The sequence below is a fragment of the Vibrio tubiashii ATCC 19109 genome, from assembly GCF_000772105.1.
Lineage (GTDB): Bacteria > Pseudomonadota > Gammaproteobacteria > Enterobacterales > Vibrionaceae > Vibrio > Vibrio tubiashii.
Window position 1 is genome coordinate 1,139,946 of the sequence record NZ_CP009354.1, and the last position, 23,007, is coordinate 1,162,952.

17 protein-coding genes are annotated in these 23,007 nt (G+C 46.2%); 8 read left to right on the forward strand and 9 right to left on the reverse strand.

From position 1 onward, the window contains the following. Nucleotides 1–29: 29 nt before the first annotated feature. A complete protein-coding gene (gene torR / locus IX91_RS05195; RefSeq protein ID WP_004744334.1) occupies nt 30–743 on the forward strand; it encodes a two-component system response regulator TorR in 714 nt (237 codons plus the stop codon). Nucleotides 744–823: 80 nt separating this feature from the next. Here the strand turns inward: torR and elyC are convergent, their stop codons facing one another. After that, entirely contained in the window at nt 824–1,627 is an 804-nt protein-coding gene (elyC, locus tag IX91_RS05200) for an envelope biogenesis factor ElyC (protein ID WP_004744333.1), read from the reverse strand. A gap of 113 nt (nt 1,628–1,740) precedes the next feature. Here elyC and cmoM point away from each other — a divergent pair, with 113 nt between their 5' ends. The 4 genes from cmoM to mukB are packed head-to-tail and all read left to right on the forward strand — an operon-like array spanning nt 1,741 to nt 9,029. Beyond that, nucleotides 1,741–2,532: a tRNA uridine 5-oxyacetic acid(34) methyltransferase CmoM gene (gene cmoM, locus IX91_RS05205; RefSeq protein WP_004744332.1), complete on the forward strand. Its 792-nt coding sequence runs from the start codon at nt 1,741–1,743 to the stop codon at nt 2,530–2,532. 2 nt (nt 2,533–2,534) lie between these two features. Next, nucleotides 2,535–3,869, forward strand: a complete 1,335-nt coding sequence (mukF, locus tag IX91_RS05210; protein ID WP_004744331.1) for a chromosome partition protein MukF — start codon at nt 2,535–2,537, stop codon at nt 3,867–3,869. Beyond that, on the forward strand, nt 3,850–4,575 hold the full coding sequence (mukE, locus tag IX91_RS05215; protein WP_004744330.1) for a chromosome partition protein MukE: 726 nt from the start codon (nt 3,850–3,852) through the stop codon (nt 4,573–4,575). Before mukF ends, mukE begins: the two co-directional genes overlap by 20 nt. Continuing rightward, nucleotides 4,572–9,029 carry a chromosome partition protein MukB gene (mukB, locus tag IX91_RS05220; RefSeq protein WP_004744329.1) on the forward strand — a complete coding sequence of 1,486 codons (4,458 nt, stop codon included), beginning with the start codon at nt 4,572–4,574 and terminating at the stop codon, nt 9,027–9,029. The genes mukE and mukB overlap by 4 nt, the downstream gene beginning before the upstream one ends. Before the next feature lie 43 nt (nt 9,030–9,072). On the opposite strand, the gene IX91_RS05225 is transcribed toward mukB, so the two are convergent. Beyond that, on the reverse strand, nt 9,073–10,107 hold the full coding sequence (locus IX91_RS05225) for an AraC family transcriptional regulator (RefSeq protein WP_004744328.1): 1,035 nt from the start codon (nt 10,105–10,107) through the stop codon (nt 9,073–9,075). A 165-nt stretch (nt 10,108–10,272) separates the two neighbouring features. Between IX91_RS05225 and IX91_RS05230 the strand changes: the two genes are divergently transcribed. After that, on the forward strand, nt 10,273–11,742 hold the full coding sequence (locus IX91_RS05230; RefSeq protein ID WP_004744327.1) for a coniferyl aldehyde dehydrogenase: 1,470 nt from the start codon (nt 10,273–10,275) through the stop codon (nt 11,740–11,742). 29 nt (nt 11,743–11,771) lie between these two features. Beyond that, the gene (locus tag IX91_RS05235) at nt 11,772–13,406 is read left to right on the forward strand and encodes a GMC family oxidoreductase (RefSeq protein WP_004744326.1); all 1,635 of its coding nucleotides are present in this window, start codon (nt 11,772–11,774) and stop codon (nt 13,404–13,406) included. 57 nt (nt 13,407–13,463) lie between these two features. On the opposite strand, the gene IX91_RS05240 is transcribed toward IX91_RS05235, so the two are convergent. From IX91_RS05240 to IX91_RS05265, 6 genes are all read right to left on the reverse strand, one after another. Then, nucleotides 13,464–14,453 (reverse strand): alpha-L-glutamate ligase-like protein, encoded by a 990-nt coding sequence (locus IX91_RS05240; RefSeq protein WP_004744325.1) that lies wholly within the window; start codon nt 14,451–14,453, stop codon nt 13,464–13,466. A 2-nt stretch (nt 14,454–14,455) separates the two neighbouring features. Then, nucleotides 14,456–15,961: an inactive transglutaminase family protein gene (locus IX91_RS05245; protein ID WP_004744324.1), complete on the reverse strand. Its 1,506-nt coding sequence runs from the start codon at nt 15,959–15,961 to the stop codon at nt 14,456–14,458. A 14-nt stretch (nt 15,962–15,975) separates the two neighbouring features. Next, entirely contained in the window at nt 15,976–16,722 is a 747-nt protein-coding gene (locus IX91_RS05250; protein ID WP_004744323.1) for an ATP-dependent zinc protease family protein, read from the reverse strand. A gap of 229 nt (nt 16,723–16,951) precedes the next feature. Then, nucleotides 16,952–17,923: a tRNA 5-methoxyuridine(34)/uridine 5-oxyacetic acid(34) synthase CmoB gene (cmoB, locus tag IX91_RS05255; RefSeq protein ID WP_004744322.1), complete on the reverse strand. Its 972-nt coding sequence runs from the start codon at nt 17,921–17,923 to the stop codon at nt 16,952–16,954. A 172-nt stretch (nt 17,924–18,095) separates the two neighbouring features. Further along, nucleotides 18,096–18,833: a carboxy-S-adenosyl-L-methionine synthase CmoA gene (gene cmoA / locus IX91_RS05260; RefSeq protein WP_004744321.1), complete on the reverse strand. Its 738-nt coding sequence runs from the start codon at nt 18,831–18,833 to the stop codon at nt 18,096–18,098. Nucleotides 18,834–18,942: 109 nt separating this feature from the next. Further along, nucleotides 18,943–19,809 (reverse strand): DUF72 domain-containing protein, encoded by an 867-nt coding sequence (locus tag IX91_RS05265; RefSeq protein ID WP_004744320.1) that lies wholly within the window; start codon nt 19,807–19,809, stop codon nt 18,943–18,945. A gap of 275 nt (nt 19,810–20,084) precedes the next feature. Here IX91_RS05265 and aspS point away from each other — a divergent pair, with 275 nt between their 5' ends. Continuing rightward, nucleotides 20,085–21,860 (forward strand): aspartate--tRNA ligase, encoded by a 1,776-nt coding sequence (gene aspS, locus IX91_RS05270; protein ID WP_004744319.1) that lies wholly within the window; start codon nt 20,085–20,087, stop codon nt 21,858–21,860. A 227-nt stretch (nt 21,861–22,087) separates the two neighbouring features. Here the strand turns inward: aspS and IX91_RS05275 are convergent, their stop codons facing one another. Beyond that, nucleotides 22,088–22,780, reverse strand: coding sequence for a pseudouridine synthase (locus IX91_RS05275; protein ID WP_004744318.1), 693 nt, complete (start codon nt 22,778–22,780; stop codon nt 22,088–22,090). Nucleotides 22,781–23,007 lie beyond the last annotated feature (227 nt).

Consider the following 23,007-nt stretch of genomic DNA (forward strand, 5'->3'; position numbering starts at 1 on the left):
CTATTCCCAATGCAAATTAAGTGGTGCAGATGAGTTATCACGTACTAGTAGTAGAAGACGACGTAGTGACTCGCAGCAAGCTCGTTGGCTACTTTCAGAATGAAGGTTACCAAGTCAGCGAAGCAGAAAGCGGCGAGCAGATGCGAGACATGCTACAAAGCAACGCGATTGATTTGGTGATGTTGGATATTAATCTACCCGGTGAAGATGGATTAATGCTAACTCGCGAACTTCGCAGTCAATCAGACATTGGAATTATCCTGGTAACAGGACGCACGGACAGCATCGACAAAATCGTTGGCCTTGAAATGGGCGCCGATGACTATGTCACTAAACCTTTTGAATTACGCGAGCTATTGGTTCGAGTTAAGAATTTACTGTGGCGAATTTCCGCTGCACGTAACTCGTCAGGCTCTGACAGCGCAGCGAAGCAAGATGATAATGTTGTTCGCTTTGGTGAGTGGACGTTTGACGTTCAGCGCCGTGCACTGAGTCGTAACGGTGAGCCGGTTAAGCTGACTAAAGCAGAATATGAACTGCTAGTGGCTTTATCCTCTTATCCGAATCAGGTTCTCAGCCGTGAACGTATCTTAAATATGATCAGCCACCGTGTTGATGCACCAAACGATCGCACAATTGATGTCTTGATTCGTCGCATGCGAGCAAAAATGGAATTCGATCCAAAGAATCCACAAATTTTTGTCACCGTTCATGGCGAAGGCTATATGTTTGCAGGTGACTAAATGTTACCGCGTCAACAGACATAAAAATACCGAGGCTTGACTCGGTATTTTTCTATCTAGGATTCATAGTTTACTTGGTATCAAACTTTGCTTTCAGAAGCTTGCAGCGCTTGCTCTTCATAATCTGACGCCCAATTCCTAAGCGTTTGCCAAATTTGACCTAAGGTTTCGTGCCAATAACGCTCGGTTTGCTCCAAATACACCGCTTTAGGTGTGTATTTAGCCCATGCTTGTGTAACTTTATCATGCGCAAGGTAATTGGTAGGTGCAGGGTACGGCTTTAATCCTGCCGAGTAGAATTCATTCAGAGCACGCTCCATATGACTGGCTGACGTTACAACAACCAGCTTTTTGGTATTAACGAATGCTGCCGCTTGTCGAGCTTCTTCCCAAGTATCTTTGGCGGTTTCTAACAGAATAATGTCAGATTTCGAGACGCCAAGGGCGAGAGCCACTTTCGCCATCATACGGGCATTGCTCACTTCAGAGCCGCCCGCATAGCCAGACAAAATCAATTTAGACCCAGGGTAAATTCGCATGATGCGAATACCTTCGGCAAGGCGCATCAAACCGGTTCGGCTTAATTCAGAAGTGGGCGGGATCTTATCGTCTACGACATGACCACTGCCGAGCACCATAACGTAATCGATCGATTGGTCGACCGGAAAAAAGGCCGAGTATTGGCGTTCAAGCGGCATCAACAAACGAGAAGAAACGGGTTGAAAAGCGATGAGGAAGATACCGATGAAAGAGAATAGAACAACAAAGCAGCCTGTCTTCTGTTTACGGGTAAACATGATCAACATTAAGCCGAATAGACCGATGATTAGCATCGCGGGAAGCGGCATAAGTAGAGAAGACACAACTTTTTTCAGCTCAAACATACTAAATAGTCCGAAAAAACATCAATTGATTATAATTTAAGAGAAAGCCTCTTTATTCCTGCTTTTCTTATGACAGAATAGCAGCACGATTAGACATGATAACCTAAGCTGCTGTGACTGAAGACCGCAATTTCGACGATATTGCCCACAAATTTGCAAAAAATATTTACGGTTCTGACAAAGGAGAGATTCGCCAAGTCATTGTTTGGGAAGATCTTCAACAGATACTTAATACTGTTGATGGGGCAAATCAGCAACTCAATGTGCTAGATGCGGGTGGCGGTTTGGCACAAATGTCGCAAAAGCTAGCTAAGCTCGGACATCATGTCGCGTTATGTGATCTATCTTCTGAAATGTTGCTATTGGCAGAGCAGGATATTGCAATAAATGGCCTGCTTGAGCAGTATCGCTTCATTCATTCGCCAGTCCAATCGCTTGACCAGCACCTAGAATCCCAAGTGGATGTGGTCCTGTTTCATGCGGTGATGGAGTGGTTAGCAGATCCTAAACCTGCGCTAGAGAAAGTACTAGAACAAGTAAAGCCGGGTGGTATGGCTTCTATTATGTTCTATAACCACCATGGTTTGGTCTACAAGAATGTCGTGTGCGGCAACATTCCTCATGTATTAGACGGAATGCCGCATCGCAAAAGATTTAAATTACAGCCGCAAAAAGGCTTAAAACCTGAAGAGGTCTACCAGTGGATTGAAGACGCTGGTTTTTCAATTTGTGGCAAATCTGGTATCCGCTGCTTTAGTGACTACATAGGCAATATGGAGTACATGGGCGATTACCAGTATGAAGATGTGTTGGCACTAGAAAGACAACTGTGCAGAGAAGAGCCATACCTCTCGTTAGGCCGATACATACATGTATGGGCACAAAAGAAAGATAAGCAGGACTAACAATGAGTGAGATGACTCTAAATGCTGAGCAGCCGATCGATGAATTGGTCGGTTGGGTTAAGCAGCATGATTTCTCATTGAACCTGACAACAGAGCGACTGGCATTTCTAATCGCTATTGCTGTGCTCAGTAATGAAAGGTTCGATGAAGAATTAGGTGAAGGTGAATTGCATGATGCGTTTACCATTGTTACCCGATTATTTGAAGAAACGGGTGACGCGTCGGCGTTTCGCGCTAACAACGCGATTAACGAAATGGTCAAACAACGACTGATTAGCCGTTTTACCAGTGAAGTGACCGATGGAGCCAGTATCTATCGTCTGTCACCACTTGCGATAGGGATTACAGATTACTACGTCCGACATCGCGAATTTTCCAAACTTAAGCTATCGATCCAGCTTTCAATGGTTGCTGACGAAATGTCGAAGGCGATTGAGTCTGCACGTCAAGGCGGAACGCCAGGTCACTGGCGTAAGAACGTCTATGGTGTGCTTAAGTACTCCGTGGGAGAGATCTTCGATCAGATCGATCTGAACCAGCGTGTGATGGATGAGCAGCAGCAGTCGGTTAAGATTCAGATTGCTGAACTGTTAAACAAAGACTGGCGCGACGCCATCAACAACTGTGAAGCGTTGCTTTCTGAGACATCTAATACCCTCAAAGAGCTACAAGATACGCTTCAAGCCGCGGGCGACGAGCTACAGACGCAGATTCTTGATATTCAAGAACTGGTTTATGGCGATGACGAGCTGGAATTCATCGCAGAAACGCTGTTTGGTCTGCAAATGAAGCTTGATCGCATCACCAGTTGGGGTCAGCAAGCGATCGATCTTTGGATCGGTTATGACCGCCACGTTCACAAATTTATTCGAACCGCGATTGATATGGATAAAAACCGAGCATTCAGTTCGCGTCTGCGTCAATCCGTCAAAGAGTATTTCGATATGCCTTGGTACCTGACTTACGCAGATGCCGAGCGCTTAACCGATCTTCGTGATGAGGCCTTGGTACTGAGAGATGATGAAGTTACCGGCCAAGTACCACTAGAAGTGGAATACGAAGAGTTCCAACAGGTCAATGATGAATTGTCAGATCGTATTGCAGGCATGCTTAAAGTTCATAAAGAGCAAGGCGCACCTATCGATTTGGGCTTAGTGCTACGTGACTACCTAGCACAGCATCCGCAAACTCATCATTTTGATTTAGCTCGAATTGTTATCGACCAAGCGGTACGTTTAGGCTACTCAGAGTCTGACTACCAAGCCATTCAACCGGACTGGCAAGCGATCAACGAATTTGGTGCAAAGGTACAAGCAAATGTCATCGACCGATATTAATGAATACATGTCAGATAATCTGGCAAAAGCAATTTCAAACCCTCTGTTCCCAGCACTAGACAGTATGCTGCGAGCAGGGCGTCATATTTCTAGCGAAGATCTTGATAACCACGCGCTGTTGTCAGACTTCGAAGTTGAGTTGTCCTCTTTCTATCAACGCTACAACACGGAACTCGTGAAAGCGCCAGAAGGCTTTTTCTATCTGCGACCGCGTTCGACGTCACTGATAGGTCGTAGTGTGCTTTCAGAGCTTGATATGTTGGTGGGTAAGGTATTGTGTTTCCTTTACCTCAGCCCAGAGCGTTTGGCGCATGAAGGTATCTTTACTAACCAAGAGTTGTACGAAGAGCTATTGGCCCTTGCCGATGAAGAAAAGCTCATGAAGCTAGTGACCAATCGTGCAACCGGCTCTGATTTAGATAAAGAGAAGCTATTTGAAAAAGTCCGTACTTCACTGCGCCGCTTGCGCCGCCTAGGTATGATCATCAACATTGGTGAAACGGGTAAATTTAGCATCAGTGAGTCGGTTTTCCGCTTTGGTGCTGATGTACGAGTTGGTGACGATATGCGTGAAGCGCAGCTGCGCCTAATTCGTGATGGTGAAGCGGTAGTGCATACTAAAGAGCCAAGCCAAGGTAGCTTACTAGAACAAACTGACAGCGACGAAAACGCTGAACAAGAAATGATGGAAGAGGGTGAAGCATGATTGAAAGAGGTAAATATCAATCGCTAACCATGGTCAACTGGAACGGCTTTTTTGCGCGTACTTTTGATATCGATGGGCTAGTCACCACTCTTTCTGGTGGTAACGGTGCAGGTAAGTCGACGACTATGGCAGCTTTCATTACTGCTTTGATTCCCGACCAAACCTTGCTTCACTTCCGTAACACGACGGAAGCGGGTAGTAGCCAATCTTCTCGTGATAAAGGTCTGTACGGTAAACTACAAGCTGGTGCCTGTTACGCCGCTCTTGATGTCGTGAACTCGCGTAACCAACGTTTATTGTTTGCCGTTAAGCTGCAGCAGGTCGCTGGTCGAGACAAAAAAGTCGATATCAAACCGTTTGTGATCCAAGGCTTACCAAGCCATATCAAACCGACTGATGTGTTGATCGAAAGCGTTTCAGATACTCAAGCTCGTGTTCGCCAGATCAACGAGGTCAAAGAGTCGATCGGCCAAATTGAAGGTGTGCAGTTCAAAGCCTTTTCTTCGATTGTCGACTACCACTCTCAAATGTTTGAGTTCGGCGTTATTCCGAAGAAACTACGTAACTCTAGTGACCGCTCCAAGTTCTACCGTCTGATCGAGGCATCGCTATACGGTGGTATCTCAAGTGCGATTACTCGTTCACTTCGCGACTACCTCTTGCCACAAAACGGCGGTGTTAAAAAAGCGTTCCAAGATATGGAATCAGCGCTGCGTGAAAACCGCATGACACTTGAGGCGATTAAAACCACTCAGGCTGATCGCGACTTGTTTAAGCATTTAATCACCGAATCGACTAACTATGTGGCGGCGGATTACATGCGCCATGCTAATGATCGTCGCAACAAACTTGAGCAGACCTTGTCACTGCGCTCTGAGCTGTTTAGCTCGCGTGAGACTTTGCTAGAACAAAACAACCTGCTCAACCGCGTCCAAGAAGAGCTAGAGCTACTGGTTGAATCTGAGTCGTCGCTAGAGCAAGACTATCAGGCGGCTTCAGACCACTTGCAGCTAGTTCAAAACGCACTGCGTCAGCAAGAGAAAATTGAACGCTACCAAGAAGATCTTGAAGAGCTTCAAGAACGCCTTGAAGAGCAGATGATGGTAGTAGAAGAAGCGCAAGAACGTGTGCTTATGGTTGAGGAACAAGCGACGGTTTCTGAGGAAGAAGTCGATAGCTTGAAAACTCAGCTTGCCGATTACCAACAGGCATTGGATGTGCAGCAGACTCGTGCGCTTCAATACCAACAAGCGGTACAGGCACTTGAAAAAGCTAAGCTGCTTTTGCAAAACGAAGATCTAACGCCAGAATCAGCGCAGTCATTGGTTGCACAGCTAAAAGACAACGAAGCGCAAAGCACCAATGACTTGCTGTCTACTAAGCACAAGCTTGATATGTCATCTGCTGCTGCAGAGCAGTTTGAAACGGCGTTAAAACTGGTTAAGAGTATTGTTGGCGATGTGGAACGTAACCAAGCGTCCCAGTCAGCGAAAGCGGCCATCGCTCAAGGTCGAGAAGCGCAGCAGCTGGTACAGAATGAACAGCAGTGGCGCGCGCAGCATCGTGATGTCGAGCGTCGTTTGCATAAGCAGCGTCAGACTCAAGAGCTGGTGGGCGAATATCAAAAGCAGCACCATGTTGATTTGATTGATGAACTGACGTTTGAGCAAGAGCGTGAACGCCATGCGATGCAAATTGAATCGCTAGAGATGTCTCAAGAAGAGGTTCGTGAGCAGCGCAGTGAACAGCGCCGCCTAGAGCAAGACGCTTCTGCTGAAATCAAAAAGCTAGAGGCCATAGCGCCAACTTGGATTGCAGCGCACGATGCACTCGAGTCTCTACGCGAGCAAAGTGGTGCTGACCTCTACGATAGCCAGTCTGTTATGAGTCATATGCAGGTTGTGTTAGAAGAAGAGAAGAAGCAGTCTGTTGCTAAAGATAAGTTGGCAGAGCGCCGCACTCAGCTTGAAGGTGAGATTGAGCGTTTAGCGTCTCCAGGTGGATCCAATGACCCACGCCTGAAAGGGTTAGCCGATACGCTTGGTGGCGTATTACTGTCTGAAATTTATGACGATATCACTATTGGTGACGCGCCATATTTCAGTGCCATGTATGGCCCTGCTCGTCATGCGATCGTTGTATCCGATCTATCTGGCATTGAAGAGAAGCTGGTGGAGTTGGATGACTGTCCTGAAGACCTTTATATCATTGAAGGTGATGTCGATGCGTTTGATGACAGTTCGTTCGATGCAGAAGAGCTCGAAGGCGCAGTATGTGTTCGTATGAACGACCGCCAAATGCGTTACTCTCGTTTACCAGAGATTCCTTTGTTTGGTCGCGCTGCGCGTGAACAGCGTTTAGAGTTACTGCGCAACGAACGTGAAGAAGTGGTTGAAGAGCACGCTAAAGCTGCATTCGACTCGCAAAAACTGCAGCGTATGTACCAAGCGTTCAACAGCTTTGTTGCGAAACATATTCAGGTGGCATTTGAAGCTGACCCCGAACAAGCTCTGGCGACCATTCGTGACAAGCGTAATCAGCTTGTACGCGTTCTGGCTGATCTTGATGCTAAAGAGCAACAGCAGCGCAGCCAACTACTCGGCAGCAAACAAGCCTTAGCATCGCTGGATAAAATTGCACCGAACATGGCGCTGATTGAAGATGATGCGCTATCGGCTCAATTTGAAGAGCTAGAACAGAATCTTGCCAAGTTAACGGAAGCCAAGTCTTTTGTTACCAACTACGGCAAAGCCATTACTGAGCTAGAGAATATCGTTTCAGCACTGGATGCTGACCCAGAGCAATTTGATGCGCTAGAAGCTGAATATCAAGCGGCTGATCAAAAACTTCAGCAGTTGAAGAAACAGATCTTTGCCCTGTCTGATCTGGTCGAACGTCGTCACTACTTTGCTTACTCTGACTCGGTTGATTTGCTTAACCAAAGCAGTGAGCTAAGCGAACAGCTAAAAGCGAAACTGGTTGAAGCAGAACGCGCGCGTACTCGCTCTCGTGATGAGCTTAAGCAAGCACAAGCTCAAATGAACCAATACAACCAAGTATTGGCATCACTGAAAAGCTCGCATCAAGCCAAGCTAGAAACGGTTCAGGAGTTCAAACAAGAGCTTCAAGAATACGGTGTGACTGCTGATGAAGGTGCGGCAGAACGTGCTATGCGTCGCCGCGATGAGCTTCAGGAGCGACTGCATACGTCTCGTTCACGTAAGAGTGAATATGAGCGCACCATTACGTCTACTGAACTTGAGATGAAGTCGCTCGCTAAGCGTTTGAAGAAGGTTCAGAAAGAGTACGTTGAACTGCGTACTTTCGTTGTAGCTGCGAAAGCGGGTTGGTGCTCAGTGCTGCGTTTGGCGCGTGAGAACGATGTTGAACGTCGCCTGCATAAGCGCGAACTGGCTTACATGTCTGATAACGAATTACGCTCTATGTCAGATAAATCACTCGGCGCGCTTCGCCTGGCTGTGGCCGATAACGAAGACCTACGTGATGCGCTTCGTCTATCTGAAGATAATGCACGACCAGAGCGCAAAGTTCTGTTCTATATTGCCGTTTACCAACATCTACGTGAGCGTATTCGTCAGGATATTATCCGTACCGATGACCCGGTTGAAGCGATTGAAGAGATGGAAGTTGAGCTGGCTCGACTCACCGAAGAGCTGACTCAGCGTGAAAACCGATTGGCAATCAGCTCAGAGTCTGTGGCGAGCATTATTAAGAAGACGATTCAGCGTGAGCAAAACCGTATTCGTATGCTCAACCAAGGTCTGTCAAACATCTCGTTTGGTCAGGTGAAAGGTGTACGTCTCAACGTTAAGATTCGTGAAAGTCACGAAGTGCTTCTCAATGGCTTGTCAGCGCAACAAGAGCAGCATAAAGACTTGTTTGAATCGCCTCGCTACACCTTCTCGGAAGCTATGGCTAAGTTGTTCCAGCGCGTTAACCCACATATTGATATGGGACAGCGCTCTCCACAAGTATTGGGCGAAGAGCTTCTTGATTACCGTAACTACCTAGAGCTGAGCGTTGAAGTTAACCGTGGCTCAGATGGTTGGCTACAAGCCGAATCCGGCGCGCTATCTACGGGTGAAGCGATCGGTACAGGTCAATCGATTCTTCTTATGGTGGTACAAAGCTGGGAAGAAGAGTCGCGTCGTCTGCGAAGTAAAGACATTGTTCCTTGTCGTCTGTTGTTCCTTGATGAGGCCGCTCGTTTGGATGCTAAGTCGATATCGACCTTGTTTGAACTGTGTGACCGTCTAGACATGCAGCTTCTGATTGCCGCACCAGAGAACATCAGCCCTGAAAAAGGCACCACCTACAAACTAGTACGTAAAGTGTTTAAAGATCACGAGCATGTACACGTAGTGGGCTTGAGAGGCTTTGGTCAGGAGAAAAAGGCCACTAGCGAAGTTCAACAACTCGTTGAAGAGCTATAAACACAAGCCAAATGGTAAATGCCCGCTATCTTAGCGGGCATTTTTATTGAGTGGTAGTTGCTTGGTTTCGAAACTGTTTAGGTGAGTAACCGCTCCACCTGCGAAACGCATGGCGGAAATTGGCACTGTCAGAAAAACCTATCCGCTCGGAAATTTCCTCAATGTTTAAGCCTGTTGAGACAAGGTAGTGTTTGGCCAGATGAAAACGAACGTGGTCGAGGAGCTGTTGGTAGCTTGTTTGTTCAGCTTTTAGGTGCCGTCTCAGTGTTCGAGATGACATTCCGAGCTCTGTGGAAAGTACTTCAATAGATGGATAGCAGCCCGGGCTTTCGACAAACATCTGAGTAATCTTCTCTTTTAAGCTTGGCGTACTGCTGACTTTCGCTAACATCTCATCGCAAGACTTCAAGCACATCTGCAGTGTCATGGCATTCGCTGATGGTAGTGGGTCGTGCAAGCTACTTGCGTCAAACTCCCATTCTAGCTCTTGGCAATCGAACTCGATTTGGCAGCGAAATAGTTCGTTGTAGGCGTCGCCATATTCTGGCTTGGGGTATGGGAATTTAAGCACATAGGAAGGAAAAGGCTGCTGCATGACTTCTTCACACAGATTTTGAATTGCTGCAAACCAATATTCACAGCAAAAAGGTAGCAGTGAATCGAGGTCGATCAGTTGCTCGGCGCGAAAGTAACCACGGTCTTGTTCAATCCACATTTTCTTTCGCAGCACGGGGCCGGCAAGGCGTAGATATTTGAAGCCAAGCAATAAAGCATCGAGCAAAGTGCTGCTACTAAAGGCGGCATAGCCCAGAACACCAAAGTCACTGAAGCGCGCCTGTTGACCAACTTTTAAGCCCAGATCAGGCTCATTAGATAGGCTCACAGCATTGCTAAAAATGATCAATTTCTGGGCGAGGGTGATATGCGTTTCGGGGCAATAAAGCTTGGCAAGCGATATACCACTTCCTTCAAGCAGTTCCTCGACCGGAATCTGGTTCTCTAGATATCTTGTCAGTAATTGCACGTCAAGAATGCCAAATGCCTGCATGTCGGGTTCATAAACCGCGCTATACTCCATTTCCCTTCCTTAATGTGATGCTAGTTTCAGGCTTATTTATAGCGCAATGATTTGACTAGGTCTGTTATTCGTGTCCGAATTTCACCGATTTATGTCTTTCTCACACCTGTGCATGATGTTAATGAAATGTTGTAATAAGCCATTGAGATAAGCGAGGTACCTCAGATGAACATGATGACAACCAATTTAGCCGAGCAAGAGACACAACACTGCGATAGTCCGGAGAGTGAACTGACAGCTTGGTTTAAAGAACTTCAACTGGGATACAAAAAAGAACCACTACCAAGTTTAGCGGTAAGAAAACAGCGTTTAAAAGCCCTTAAAAAACAGCTTTCGCGTTACCAAGATGTGTTAGCGGACGCGATGAGTGAAGACTTTGGCGGACGCAGTCATACCGAGTCGATTATGGCGGATGTTCTCGCGCCGATACTGGATATTAATCATGTATTAAGTCATGTCGGCAAGTGGATGAAGCCAAGCAGGCGTCCAACGGAATGGTTATTCAAAGGTAATAAGCTAGAGGTGAGATACCAGCCAAAAGGTGTGGTGGGGATTATCTGCCCTTGGAATTTCCCAATTTATCTCTCCGTTGGCCCACTGATTACCGCGCTTGCGGCAGGCAACCGTTGCATGATCAAAATGCCGCCGAACTGTCCTGCAACCACTAAAGTGCTTACTCAGCTCCTCAGTGAGATCTATTCAACCGACATCGTCCGTATTGTCGAGGGGAATCACCCTCAAGCGATGGTAATTTCGAACCTGCCGTTCAATCATCTCATTTTTACTGGTTCTCCAAAGAGTGGCAAGGTCATTATGGCGAACGCGGCAGCGAACCTAACTCCAGTTACTTTGGAGCTAGGTGGCAAGTCTCCGGTTGTTGTTTTTGATGATTACGATATCGAGCAGGCAGCACAACGTATCGCTCATGGCAAAGGATTTAACTCTGGGCAGATCTGTATTGCACCTGACTATGCCTTTGTGCCCGAAGAGAAAGTTGACCAGTTTGTCGCTGCGGTGTCCCATGCGCACAAAGAAATGTACACCACTATCGAAGGGAATCATGACTATACCTCACTGGTTGATGATGCTCAGTCGCAACGCTTTCATGAGTTGCTAGACGACGCTCGCCAAAAGGGGGCGGTCATTACTCAATGCTTAGAGGATGGAGAAGAGCGCAAAACACCTTTGTATATTGCCACCCAATTAACCCCAGATATGCGCATCAGCCAAGAAGAGATTTTTGGCCCACTTCTTCCTGTGCATGGCTACCAGAACATAGAACAAGTCATTGATTATATTACGCAGCGTCCAAGACCTCTGGCTTGTTATTTGTTTAGTCATGATCAGCAACAGCGTGAAATTTTGCTTACTCGAACCCACAGCGGCGGCGTGACTATCAATGATTGGGGATGGCATGTACTGAATCACTCGGTGCCATTTGGCGGAGTGGGCAACTCTGGTATCGGTAACTATCACGGTGAAGAAGGATTCCGTGAACTTAGCCATGCACGAAGTGTGTTCCAAATGCGCAAGTGGTTTCCAATTGAGTTGTTTGCACCTCCGTATGGTCATCCAATTCAAAAACTGGCGGTTCGTTTGTTTGTTGGTAAGCCGGACCAGAGCTTAAAGAAATAGCTTTGAAGCTGTAATTAATCGGAGATGCTATGGACAGCTATGATTTCATTATTGTTGGTGGCGGCTCAGCGGGTTGCGTACTAGCAGCTCGTCTGTCCGAAGACCCCAATACCAGTGTTTGCCTGTTGGAAGCTGGTGGTAAAGACACCAGCCCCTTTATTCACACTCCAGTTGGTATGGTTGCCATGATGCCGACAAAATACAACAACTGGGGATTTGAAACGGTAGCTCAGCCGGGGCTCAATGGACGCAAAGGTTATCAGCCACGGGGTAAAACGTTGGGTGGTTCTAGCTCAATTAACGCCATGATGTATGCCCGTGGACACCGCTATGACTATGATTTTTGGGCAAGCTTAGGCAACGAAGGATGGAGCTATGATGAGTGTTTACCTTACTTCAAAAAAGCCGAACATAACGAAGTCCATAATGATGAGTTTCATGGTCAAGGTGGGCCACTGAATGTTGCTGATCTGCGTTGTCCAAGTGAGATGCTAGAGAAGTATCTACAGGCTTGTGAGTCGGTCGGTGTGCCGCGTAACAAAGACATCAACGGCTCAGATCAGCTTGGCGCGATGGCCACCCAAGTGACTCAACTCAATGGTGAGCGTTGTAGTGCTGCCAAAGCCTACCTTACTCCCAATTTATCTCGCCCTAATCTAACGGTAGTGACTAAAGCCACGACACATAAAGTCTTGTTTCGCGATAAGCGTGCGATCGGTGTGGAGTATGGCTTAGCGGGAAAACGATTCCAGATTAAGTGTCGCAAAGAAGTGATCCTTTCGGCTGGCGCATTTGGTTCGCCACAACTCCTATTGCTTTCGGGTGTGGGTCCTAAACAAGAGTTGGACAAACACGGCATTTATCAGGTTCATGAACTGGCTGGTGTCGGTGAGAACTTGCAAGATCATATTGATCTGATCCATTCCTATAAATGCAGTGCAAAGAAGTCGACATTTGGTGTATCACTTCAAATGGCCGCGGAGATGAGCAAGGCGCTTCCTGAATGGCGGCGTCATCGGAGCGGAAAACTAACCAGCAATTATGCTGAGGGAATAGGGTTCTTTTGCTCAGATGATGATGTGAAAATTCCGGATGTTGAATTTGTTTTCGTTGTCGCTGTGGTTGACGACCATGCTAGGAAAATCCACTTAAGTCATGGATTCAGTAGCCACGTCACCTTGCTGCGGCCTAAGAGCAAAGGCACGGTGAAACTAAGAAGCGCAGATCCGTACGACTCTCCCCGCATTGATCCCGCGTTTTTTAGCCATCCTGATGATATGCCTGTCATGATTAAGGCGTGGAAAAAACAGCATCAAATGTTAGAAAGTGAGGCGTTTGACGATGTACGAGGAGAAAGCTTCTATCCTGTCGATGCAATTGATGATAAAGCGATAGAGCAAGATATTCGTAATCGCGCTGACACTCAGTATCATCCCGTCGGAACCTGTAAAATGGGGACGGAGCAAGACCCACTCGCTGTGGTAGACAATCAACTTTGTGTCTACGGATTAGAGGGTTTAAGAGTAGTTGATGCCTCAGTTATGCCCACTTTAATCGGTGGAAACACCAATGCGCCGACGATAATGATTGCCGAAAAAGTGGCGGATAAAATTAAGTTAAAGTACGGTTTGTGCCAAGAGCATATTGGCGAACGTTTGGATTAATAGTTGAACTAAAGCGATTAAAAAACCCGCATTTAGCGGGCTTTTGTTATAAGAGGTTTAGCTAGTCACTTCTTTGGCAAAGATACCAAATTGCCTAGCAGCATACGCGACACGTTCAGCAGGTTTTGGATATTCGATACCCAGACCTAAGTTTTCAATGTGATGAAGCCTTGGCAACAAACCAGCGCCATTAGCAATTTGAATGGCTAGACCCGGGCGAGCATTGAGTTCAAGTACCATTGGCCCTTCTTCTTTATCGAGTACCATATCGGTACCCATATAACCAAGACCTGTCATTTCCCAAGCACTAGAAGCTAACGTTAATAAGCGCTCCCAATGTGGGACTTGCAGTGTAGCAAGCTCTTTGCCAGTGTCTGGATGGTGGGTGATTGGTTGGTCAAACTGAACCGCTCTAACCGCGCGTCCGGTTGCGATATCAATACCGACACCCACCGCGCCTTGGTGTAAGTTAGCCTTACCGTCTGAAGCGGCAGTAGAACAACGCATCATCGCCATCACAGGGTAGCCTTTGAAAACAATAATACGCACGTCCGGTACACCTTCATAACTAAAGCCGTCAAAGCAGTCATCAAACTTGATTAAGTTTTCAACCACGGCAACGTCATTTTTACCACCAAGTGAAAAAAGCCCGGCCAGTGCGTTACTGATATGGCGTTCGACATCTTCTTGATTAATCGTTGCGCCAGAAGGTTTAGTATAAACGCCATCTTTGTGTGACGTGATAACCAGAATACCTTTACCGCCACTCCCTTGAGCAGGCTTGATAACAAAACCCGGCCAATCTTTTACCATCTTATGAATGGTTTTTACTTCAACTTGGCTACTGATCACGCCTATCAATTCTGGTGTGGTCGCACCATGTTGTTGGGCAATGATCTTGGTTTTGAGCTTATCATCAACCAGTGGGTACTTTGAGCGGTCATTATATCGCCCAATGTAACTGTGGTTGCGCTGGTTCATCCCCATAATACCTTTATGGTGAAGCTTACCAGGGGTTGTAAATTGAGAGGTAAAACGTGAAAACATGTTTAGTCCTCCGCAAGTGGTTTAAAGCGACGAAGCTCAGTTAGGCGATAACCTGTGTAAGTACCTAATAGTAGAATGCCACCTAAGACAATCAACTGTAGGCCAATAAAGTTAAACGTAAGGTGCTGAATGAATGGGTTTGTCATTGCTAGATAAACCAATACAGCGGTAAGTAGCGAGCCGCCACCTTGAAGCACCACTTCTTTCGCCCCTTCTTCTTCCCAAAGAATCGACATACGCTCAATCGTCCAAGAAAGAATGATCATAGGGAAGAAGGTAATCGATAGACCTTCAGTCAGGCCAATCTTGAACGCAACAACGGTAAAGACCGAGATGATCATAATCACCGTGATAATTACTGCTGAGATCCTCGCCACGAGCAACAAGTTAAGCTTGGAGAGATAACTACGAATAACCAAGCCTGTGCCGACAATCAGTAGGAAGCCGACAATACCTGTAACTAGTTGTGTTTGTACAAACGCCACAGCAATCAGGACTGGCATGAAGGTACCTGACGTTTTCAAGCCAATAATTACTCGCAAGAAAACAACGATAAGCGCACCAATCGGAATAAGCATGATGGTTTTAAACATGGCTTGTTCTTCAAGAGGCAGGCTATGGATTGAGAAGTTAAGTAGCCCGTCAGCTTCTACTTTATCTTGAGTTGCTTGTGATGGTGTCACATCTTGCGCAATCATTGAGAAATGCACTTGGCTGTTTTGACCGCCGATCAAATCAAGCAGTGACACGTTAGATTCATCCCAAACAAGGATATTCTCTTTGATCACTTGGTTAGCGTTATTCGGGTTGAACAAGATCCAGTTTTCACCATTCCAAACTTGGTTCATTTGCTGAATTGTTTGGCGACGACGACCATCTTCTAGCTCGATGACACCAACTACTTTGCTTGGGATTTTCGCGTAAGCAAGGATCTTATCGACAGCATCAACTTTCGACATACGGTTGAGAATCAAAGAGGCGTTTTGGCTGTCTGAGTCATTGAGCGATTTAATCAGCTCACGTGTGAAAGTGATATCGTCAGCAGAACGTTCGTTCGCACGCTCAATGAGAGCGATTGCTGCAGCTTCAACAGGGCCATCGAACGTAGGAGGGTTAATCTCATCGTTCGGTGCGATAGGCTCAACGTTTGCTTGAGGGTCAACAAGGAATTGAGTTTTGTAGTAGATGGTTTGTGGTCCCGTCGCATTGCGGATAGACCACTCAGCTCGGCGTCCAGTATCCGTTTGAATGTAAGAGACACCATAACCTGGTGAGGAAGAAGATTCGTTAATCAGGGTAAAACCAGTTTGGGTGTGAGGAGCTGCTAAAGAGGCTTTTACTGGTTTACCTTGGCCATTAAACTCGACGCGCGCTTCAATGTCCCAGACTTGTCGAGTTTCACCTGGTGTCCATGGAACACCGTAGTTTTGGTGACGAAAGATACTTAAAGCAACACCAGCTGCAATGATTAACGCAACTGATATATAGAAAGGAATTTTGGACGTCATAAGCCTACGCTACCTTATTGTTTCTGAGGAACTTCCGTGTGTATGTATTTTTTACTTACATCAACCACTGCGATATCACGGATAAACTCGCGACCTAAGAGTACAGGATGACTCATTTGCGAGCGATCTGCCAAGGTAAATTGCGCTTTTTCATGGATTTTTCCGAGTTTGACCCACAATTCAACTACAGCGCGACGTTCGACTTCTTCATTCGTTGACTGACGGATTTTTACAAAGCGTATAATTGGCGCTTCGATCCAGTTTGTGTCATTGAGTTCTTTCTCTCCATCAGAGAGGTGGAAACGAACCCAATTTTTACCATTGCGCTCGAACTGTTCTATGTCGATAGCGTTTAATGAAGACGTTGCTGCGCCCGTATCAACACGGGCATCAAAAGATTGTTTGATTGAGTCGATGGTGACTTTCTCAACTTCACCTAACACGATTTCATGACTTGGTGTCGCTTCAACAGGTGCAGCAGCAGGGATGACAACTGGGTCTGGCTTTTTGCGCACTTCTTCTAATGCTTCTGATTTGAATGCCGCGAGTTTTTTCTCAAGTTCATGAACTTGGTCTTCGAGACTTTCTATATAGTCAGACTGATTACTTAACTGCAAGTTTAGGTTTGTATATTGGTTGGTTAGATTTGTTTCTGAAGCTTGAATGGCGGCTAACGTTTCTTGGTGGTATTGCTCACTATTTGTAAGCGTACAACCAGACAGCAACATAAGTGCCACGATAGGGGTAAATCTTGTCAACATTGATAAACCTGAAAGTAATTAAAACAATAGATAAATAAGAAGTTTAGCGTAATAAATTTGTCACAAACAAGCAGCGAATTGTGTCAGATTCTCAATAAAACGATTTAAAGAGGCTTACGCTTAAAAAAACAAGGATGCGATGCATCCTTGGTATTGTATTGGGGATTGCGTGTCTGCGAAATGATTTCCCGTGTGAGTTGAGTTAACTCTCTGTCAATTCGCGACTATTTTATGGCTTAGTTGCTACTAATACCGCTCGGCGAGGAGCTGGGTGACCTTCGACTGTTTTTGTCGGGTCGTTCGGGTCTAAGTAGTCAGGCAGTGAATTGTGTGTCATCCACTCAGTCGTTCGTTGTTCGCCTGTGGTTGTCACGTTTTCATCCACAATACGCACATTTTCAAAGCCGACGTTTTCTAGCCAGACTTTGAGTGCTTTCGCGGATGGGAAGAAATAGACGTTGCGCATTTGAGCGTAGCGGTCCACTGGAACAAGCACTGAAGTTTCATCACCTTCAATGACTAGTGTTTCAAGTACCAGTTCACCACCAGAAACCAACTGGTTCTTCAGTTGGATAAGATGATCAAGCGGTGAACAGCGGTGGTAAAGCACACCCATGCTAAACACGGTATCGAATGCTTCGAGCTTAGGTAGTTGCTCGATGCCAAGTGGTAACAAGTGTGCGCGTTGGTCGCCACCCATTAATTTACGAATGGCTTCGAATTGGATCAGAAACAGGTGTGAAGGATCAATGCCAACAGTCAGTCGAGCACCTTCACCAAGCATGCGCCACATGTGGTAGCCATTACCACAGCCAACATCCAACACGCTGCGGTTTTTTAGTGGAGAAATATGAGGTAGTACTCGATCCCATTTCCAGTCACTGCGCCACTCAGTATCAATATGAATACCATGAACCGTGTATGGGCCTTTACGCCAAGGGTGGAAGGTGCGCAGTAGACTTTCGAGCTTTTTTAGTTCGCCGCTATGAAAAGGGGTATCGTTAGCCAGCACAACCGCATTTTTAATATCAATTTGGTCTGGGTAACCTTCTGGGATCTTGTTAAGCGCTTTTAGCCAGCGACCAAAATCACCATGTTCTGCGTTTTGCCAATCGGTTAGCTGTTGAGGTAAGACATTCAGCCAAGGTTGAAGACGGGTGTCTGAGGCAATTAACTGATAAAAATTGGCAAAGTTAAACATAGTTTTTCACTGATTTTGTGGTGTAAAAGTCAAGTTTGTCATTCCCTACAGTGAGGGACGAACGTGATAGGGAATCTCGGTTTTTATCTTTTTTGATAAGAGATCCCCAACTCGCTCGTTCCTCTCTCTTGAGGATGACGTCCTAATGAGAGCACGCTGTGTGTGCTTCTCGCTATTTTATCGCGAACATCGAACCGAAGTTAAAGCACTGGAACCAGACATCGTAGCTGCTAAAGCCGATTTTAGCGAAGCGCTCTTTGTGCTCTTTTTTCGAGTCTGGGCGCATCACATTCTCAATCGCGCTGCGTTTTTGGCTGATTTCTAGTTCGCTATAGCCATTGGCACGTTTAAAGTCGTGATGTAAATCGATCAGCAGCTCATTCGACACTTGATCTTCAAAGACAAACTTCTCTGAAAGAATCAAAATCCCACCTGGGCGAAGACCTGCATAGATCTTTTCGAGCAAGGTGTAGCGATCTTCTGGTGATAAGAACTGAAGCGTAAAGTTAAGTACGACCACAGAAGCATTGTCGATTTCGATATCGCGAATGTCTGCTTCAACGACATCAACAGGCGTATCGCTACGATAAGCGTTAACGTGCAGTTTGCATCGCTCAACCATTGCTGAAGAGTTATCGACGGCGATAATCTGACAGCCTTCTTGATTGATGTGACGACGCATAGAAAGTGTCGCCGCCCCAAGAGAACAGCCCAAGTCATAGATATTGGAATGCGGCTTTACAAAGCGTTCAGCCAGCATGCCGATAGCAGAAATAATATTGCTGTAGCCGGGTACTGAGCGTTGAATCATGTCTGGAAAGACTTCCGCAACACGTTCGTCGAAGGTGAAATCCCCAATTTTATCGATTGGAGCCGAAAAAATAGTATCTGGATTGCTCTTAGGGTTCATAACTCAGTTCTCTCAACGTGAGATGCCGTGCTCTCAAGTCTACAGCCATTAAAAAGGCGCGTATTTTATGTGAATTTCGCGCCTCTGTCATGTATTGAGCATAGATGGACTAAAACATCTGTATCTGTGTGTTGCCATCTACCGCAGGAAAGTCATTTAAGTCCGGCAGTTTTACCGTTTCTTGCAACTGTTTATAGAGATTAGCGGCAAGTTCGGGCGAGACGATATTATCCGCTGTATGAATCATCACATAGGGCTGTTTACCTTGCTCGATCCACTGAGGAATTTTACTCAGCCAAGGGGTAAAGAATTCATAGTTTTTCTCTTCCTGAGGGTGGCCTATAAAGCGAATCATAGGATTGTCTGACGTTGCAATGGCATGAACGGGCACTTTTGGTTTCTTTTGCTGGGCGTCGATAATGGCTTCATTGTCTGGCTTAGCTGCAAAGACAGGGCGACTGTCCATGATGATGCGATCGTACCCTAGCTCAATGAGCCAAGCATTGAGCGCTTTTTCGGCATCGCCTTTGGCAAAAAAGGCAGGATGACGAACTTCAATACCAATAGGGTAGTGAGGTGGAAACAGAGCGCAAAATTGCTTGAGGTTTTCTAGGTGTTCGGGGCCAAAGGCAGCAGGCAGTTGTATCGTCCACTGACCGATACGCTCATGCAGTGGCTCCATAATCGCCATAAAGCTTTTTAGCTCAGCCTGACAACCACGCAGCATTTGCTGGTGGGTAATGCTTTGCGGCAGTTTGAAGGTAAAACGAAAATCATCATGCGTTGCCGCTCGCCAGTTGTTGACGGTGACACTATTTGGCGTGGCGTAAAAGGTCGTGTTTCCTTCAACCGTGTGAAAGACACTGGCGTATTTTTCCAATCTTTCATTGGGCTTGGTGCCACTGCCATAAAAGCTCTGCTGCCAATTGTTGTGTGACCACATGGTGAGCCCGAGCCTGATGGGTAAACTGTCCATATTCGCTGCTACATTCTCTAGTTTGAATCGATTGAATGAGAGTTTTGCCGAACCACCCAGATTAGGGCTATAATCAGCGCCAATTTTTTCATATTGCTGCTGTTTTACGCCTTTGTTGGTTTAAAAAGCATCAATAGATGATAAATCGCAATAAATTGTACGCTAGGTAGTCGATCTCGGCCCACTTTCAGCGTATAAATGGAACTTTGCTCTATCGGTAAACTTAACATCGATAGATAGTAATCAACAAATTTTAAGAGATTGGGAAATTCATTATGCGTACCCATTACTGTGGTCACCTGAACAAGTCCCTTGCAGGACAAACTGTAGAACTTTGCGGCTGGGTTAACCGTCGTCGTGATTTAGGCGGTCTTATTTTTATCGATATGCGAGATCGTGAAGGCGTTGTTCAGGTAGTTGTCGATCCAGATATGGCTGATGCGTACGAAGTGGCTAACACGCTGCGTAATGAATTCTGTATCAAGCTAACTGGTGAAGTACGTGTTCGCCCAGATAGCCAAGTAAACAAAGATATGGCAACGGGTGAAGTTGAGATCATCGCTAAAGGTCTTGAGATCATCAACCGCGCAGACGTTCTACCACTAGACTTCAACCAGAAGAACTCTGAAGAGCAGCGTCTAAAGTATCGTTACCTAGACCTGCGTCGCCCTGAAATGAGCGATCGCATCAAGCTGCGTGCTAAAGCTTCTAGCTTTGTTCGTCGTTTCCTAGATGACAATGGTTTCCTAGACATTGAAACGCCAGTACTGACTAAAGCGACGCCAGAAGGCGCACGTGACTACTTGGTGCCAAGCCGTGTTCACAAAGGTAGCTTCTACGCACTTCCACAGTCTCCACAGCTATTCAAACAGCTGCTAATGATGTCTGGTTTTGACCGTTACTACCAAATCGTTAAGTGTTTCCGTGATGAAGACTTACGTGCGGACCGTCAGCCAGAATTCACTCAGATCGATATCGAAACGTCATTCATGACGGCTGACGAAGTTCGTGCAACCACTGAGAAGATGGTTCGCGATATGTGGCAAGAGCTACTGAATGTAGACCTAGGTGATTTCCCAGTAATGCCATTCTCTGAAGCGATCCGTCGTTTCGGTAGCGATAAGCCAGACCTACGTAACCCACTAGAGCTCGTTGATGTTGCTGACCTAGTAAAAGACGTAGAATTCAAAGTATTCTCAGGCCCTGCAAACGATGAAAAAGGTCGTGTTGCAGTAATACGCGTTCCAGGTGGTGCTAAGCTAACTCGTAAGCAAATTGACAGCTACGGTGAGTTCGTAGGTATCTACGGCGCGAAAGGTCTAGCTTGGATGAAGGTTAATGACCGTGCTGCAGGTATGGAAGGTATCCAATCTCCAGTAGCTAAATTCCTGAGTGAAGATGTTATCAACGGTATTCTAGACCGCACTCAAGCTGAGTCAGGCGACATCATCCTATTCGGCGCAGACAAAGCGAACACAGTTGCTGAAGCAATGGGTGCGCTACGTCTGAAACTAGGTAAAGATCTAGAGCTAACAGACGAAAACGCATGGGCACCGCTATGGGTTGTTGACTTCCCAATGTTCGAAGAAGATGACGAAGGCAACCTTCATGCAATGCACCACCCATTCACATCACCTCTAGGCGTGAATGCAGAAGAGCTAAAAGCAAACCCAGCAGCAGCAAACTCAAACGCATACGACATGGTTCTAAACGGCTATGAAGTTGGTGGTGGTTCGGTTCGTATCCACAATGCAGAGATGCAAGCAGCTGTGTTCGACATTCTAGGTATTGATGCAGAAGAGCAGCAGCTTAAGTTTGGTTTCCTATTGGACGCACTGAAGTTTGGTACGCCTCCTCACGCAGGTCTAGCATTCGGTCTTGACCGTCTAGTGATGCTGCTATGTGGTACAGAGAACATCCGTGATGTAATCGCGTTCCCTAAAACAACAGCAGCTGCGTGTCTACTAACAGACGCACCAAGTGTTGCTAACCCAGCTGCGCTTGAAGAGTTAGCGATTGCAGTGAAACTAGCAGAGAAGAAAGAAGACTAATTCTTTGTTCTAGCGAATAGCTAAATAAAAACGGCGCTTCAATTGAAGCGCCGTTTTTTGTTTTGTGAGGTAAGCAAGCGTGTCATTCTTTAGAGTAACGCGGAACGCCTAGGGAACCTGAATAGGCTTTCGACTTGCTATATGAGATCCCCAACTCGTTCGTACCTCACTCTTGAGGATGACAGCAACAAGAAATGCTTACTAAGTGCCTATCCAGCAAAGTGATTCTAATACTCTATCTCTCTCCACTCACCTGGCTGCAAATCTTCGAGCTTAATCTCTCCCATCGAATAACGAATCAAGCGTAGAGTAGGGAAGCCAATATTGGCAGTCATGCGGCGAACTTGGCGGTTACGGCCTTCAATAATGGTAATTGATAGCCATGTGGTTGGAATGTTGGCTCTGAAGCGAACTGGTGGTTTACGCTCCCACACTTGAGGTTCTTCCATTACTTCAACTTTGGCCGGAAGTGTCATGCCATCCTTTAGTTCAACACCTTTACGGAGCTTGTCTAAATCCGCCTCTGATGGCGCGCCGTCAACTTGCACCCAATAAGTCTTTGGTGATTTAGATGTAGGTTGAGTCAGCTTGGCTTGCAAGATGCCATCATTGGTTAGAACTAATAGGCCTTCGCTATCTCTATCAAGTCTACCTGCGGAGTAAACATCTTTGACGGTAATAAAGTCGGCTAAGGTTTTTCTGCCATCACCATCAGTGAATTGGCTTAGAGTGTCATAAGGCTTATTGAACACGATGACCTTACGATCTTCAGGTGCGATCTTGGGTTTAGTACTCGTCGGTTTTCTACGATTTTTAGAGGAATGTTTATTCACTCCTTTCGCTGAAGAGGGACGTTTAAAACCGGAATTCCCGCGACGTGATGAAGAGGGTTTAGAGTCACGTTGTGAACGTGGCGACATGTTAACTACCTTGCAAAAATGTAAACGAAGTGTGGGTAAAACTTTTAACGAGATGCGGAATAAGCTACCATTTGCGCGCCCGAAAACAGGATTGGCGAACAAGATAATAGACTATTCTTTCAATTTTGTTTAATTATATTGAGGGTCTGTTGACCTTTTGAGATGACTTTTGCAGCAGTTTGTGGGTTCTTTATACAAGGCAGAGGTTTTGAAATGTAGTTGTTCTA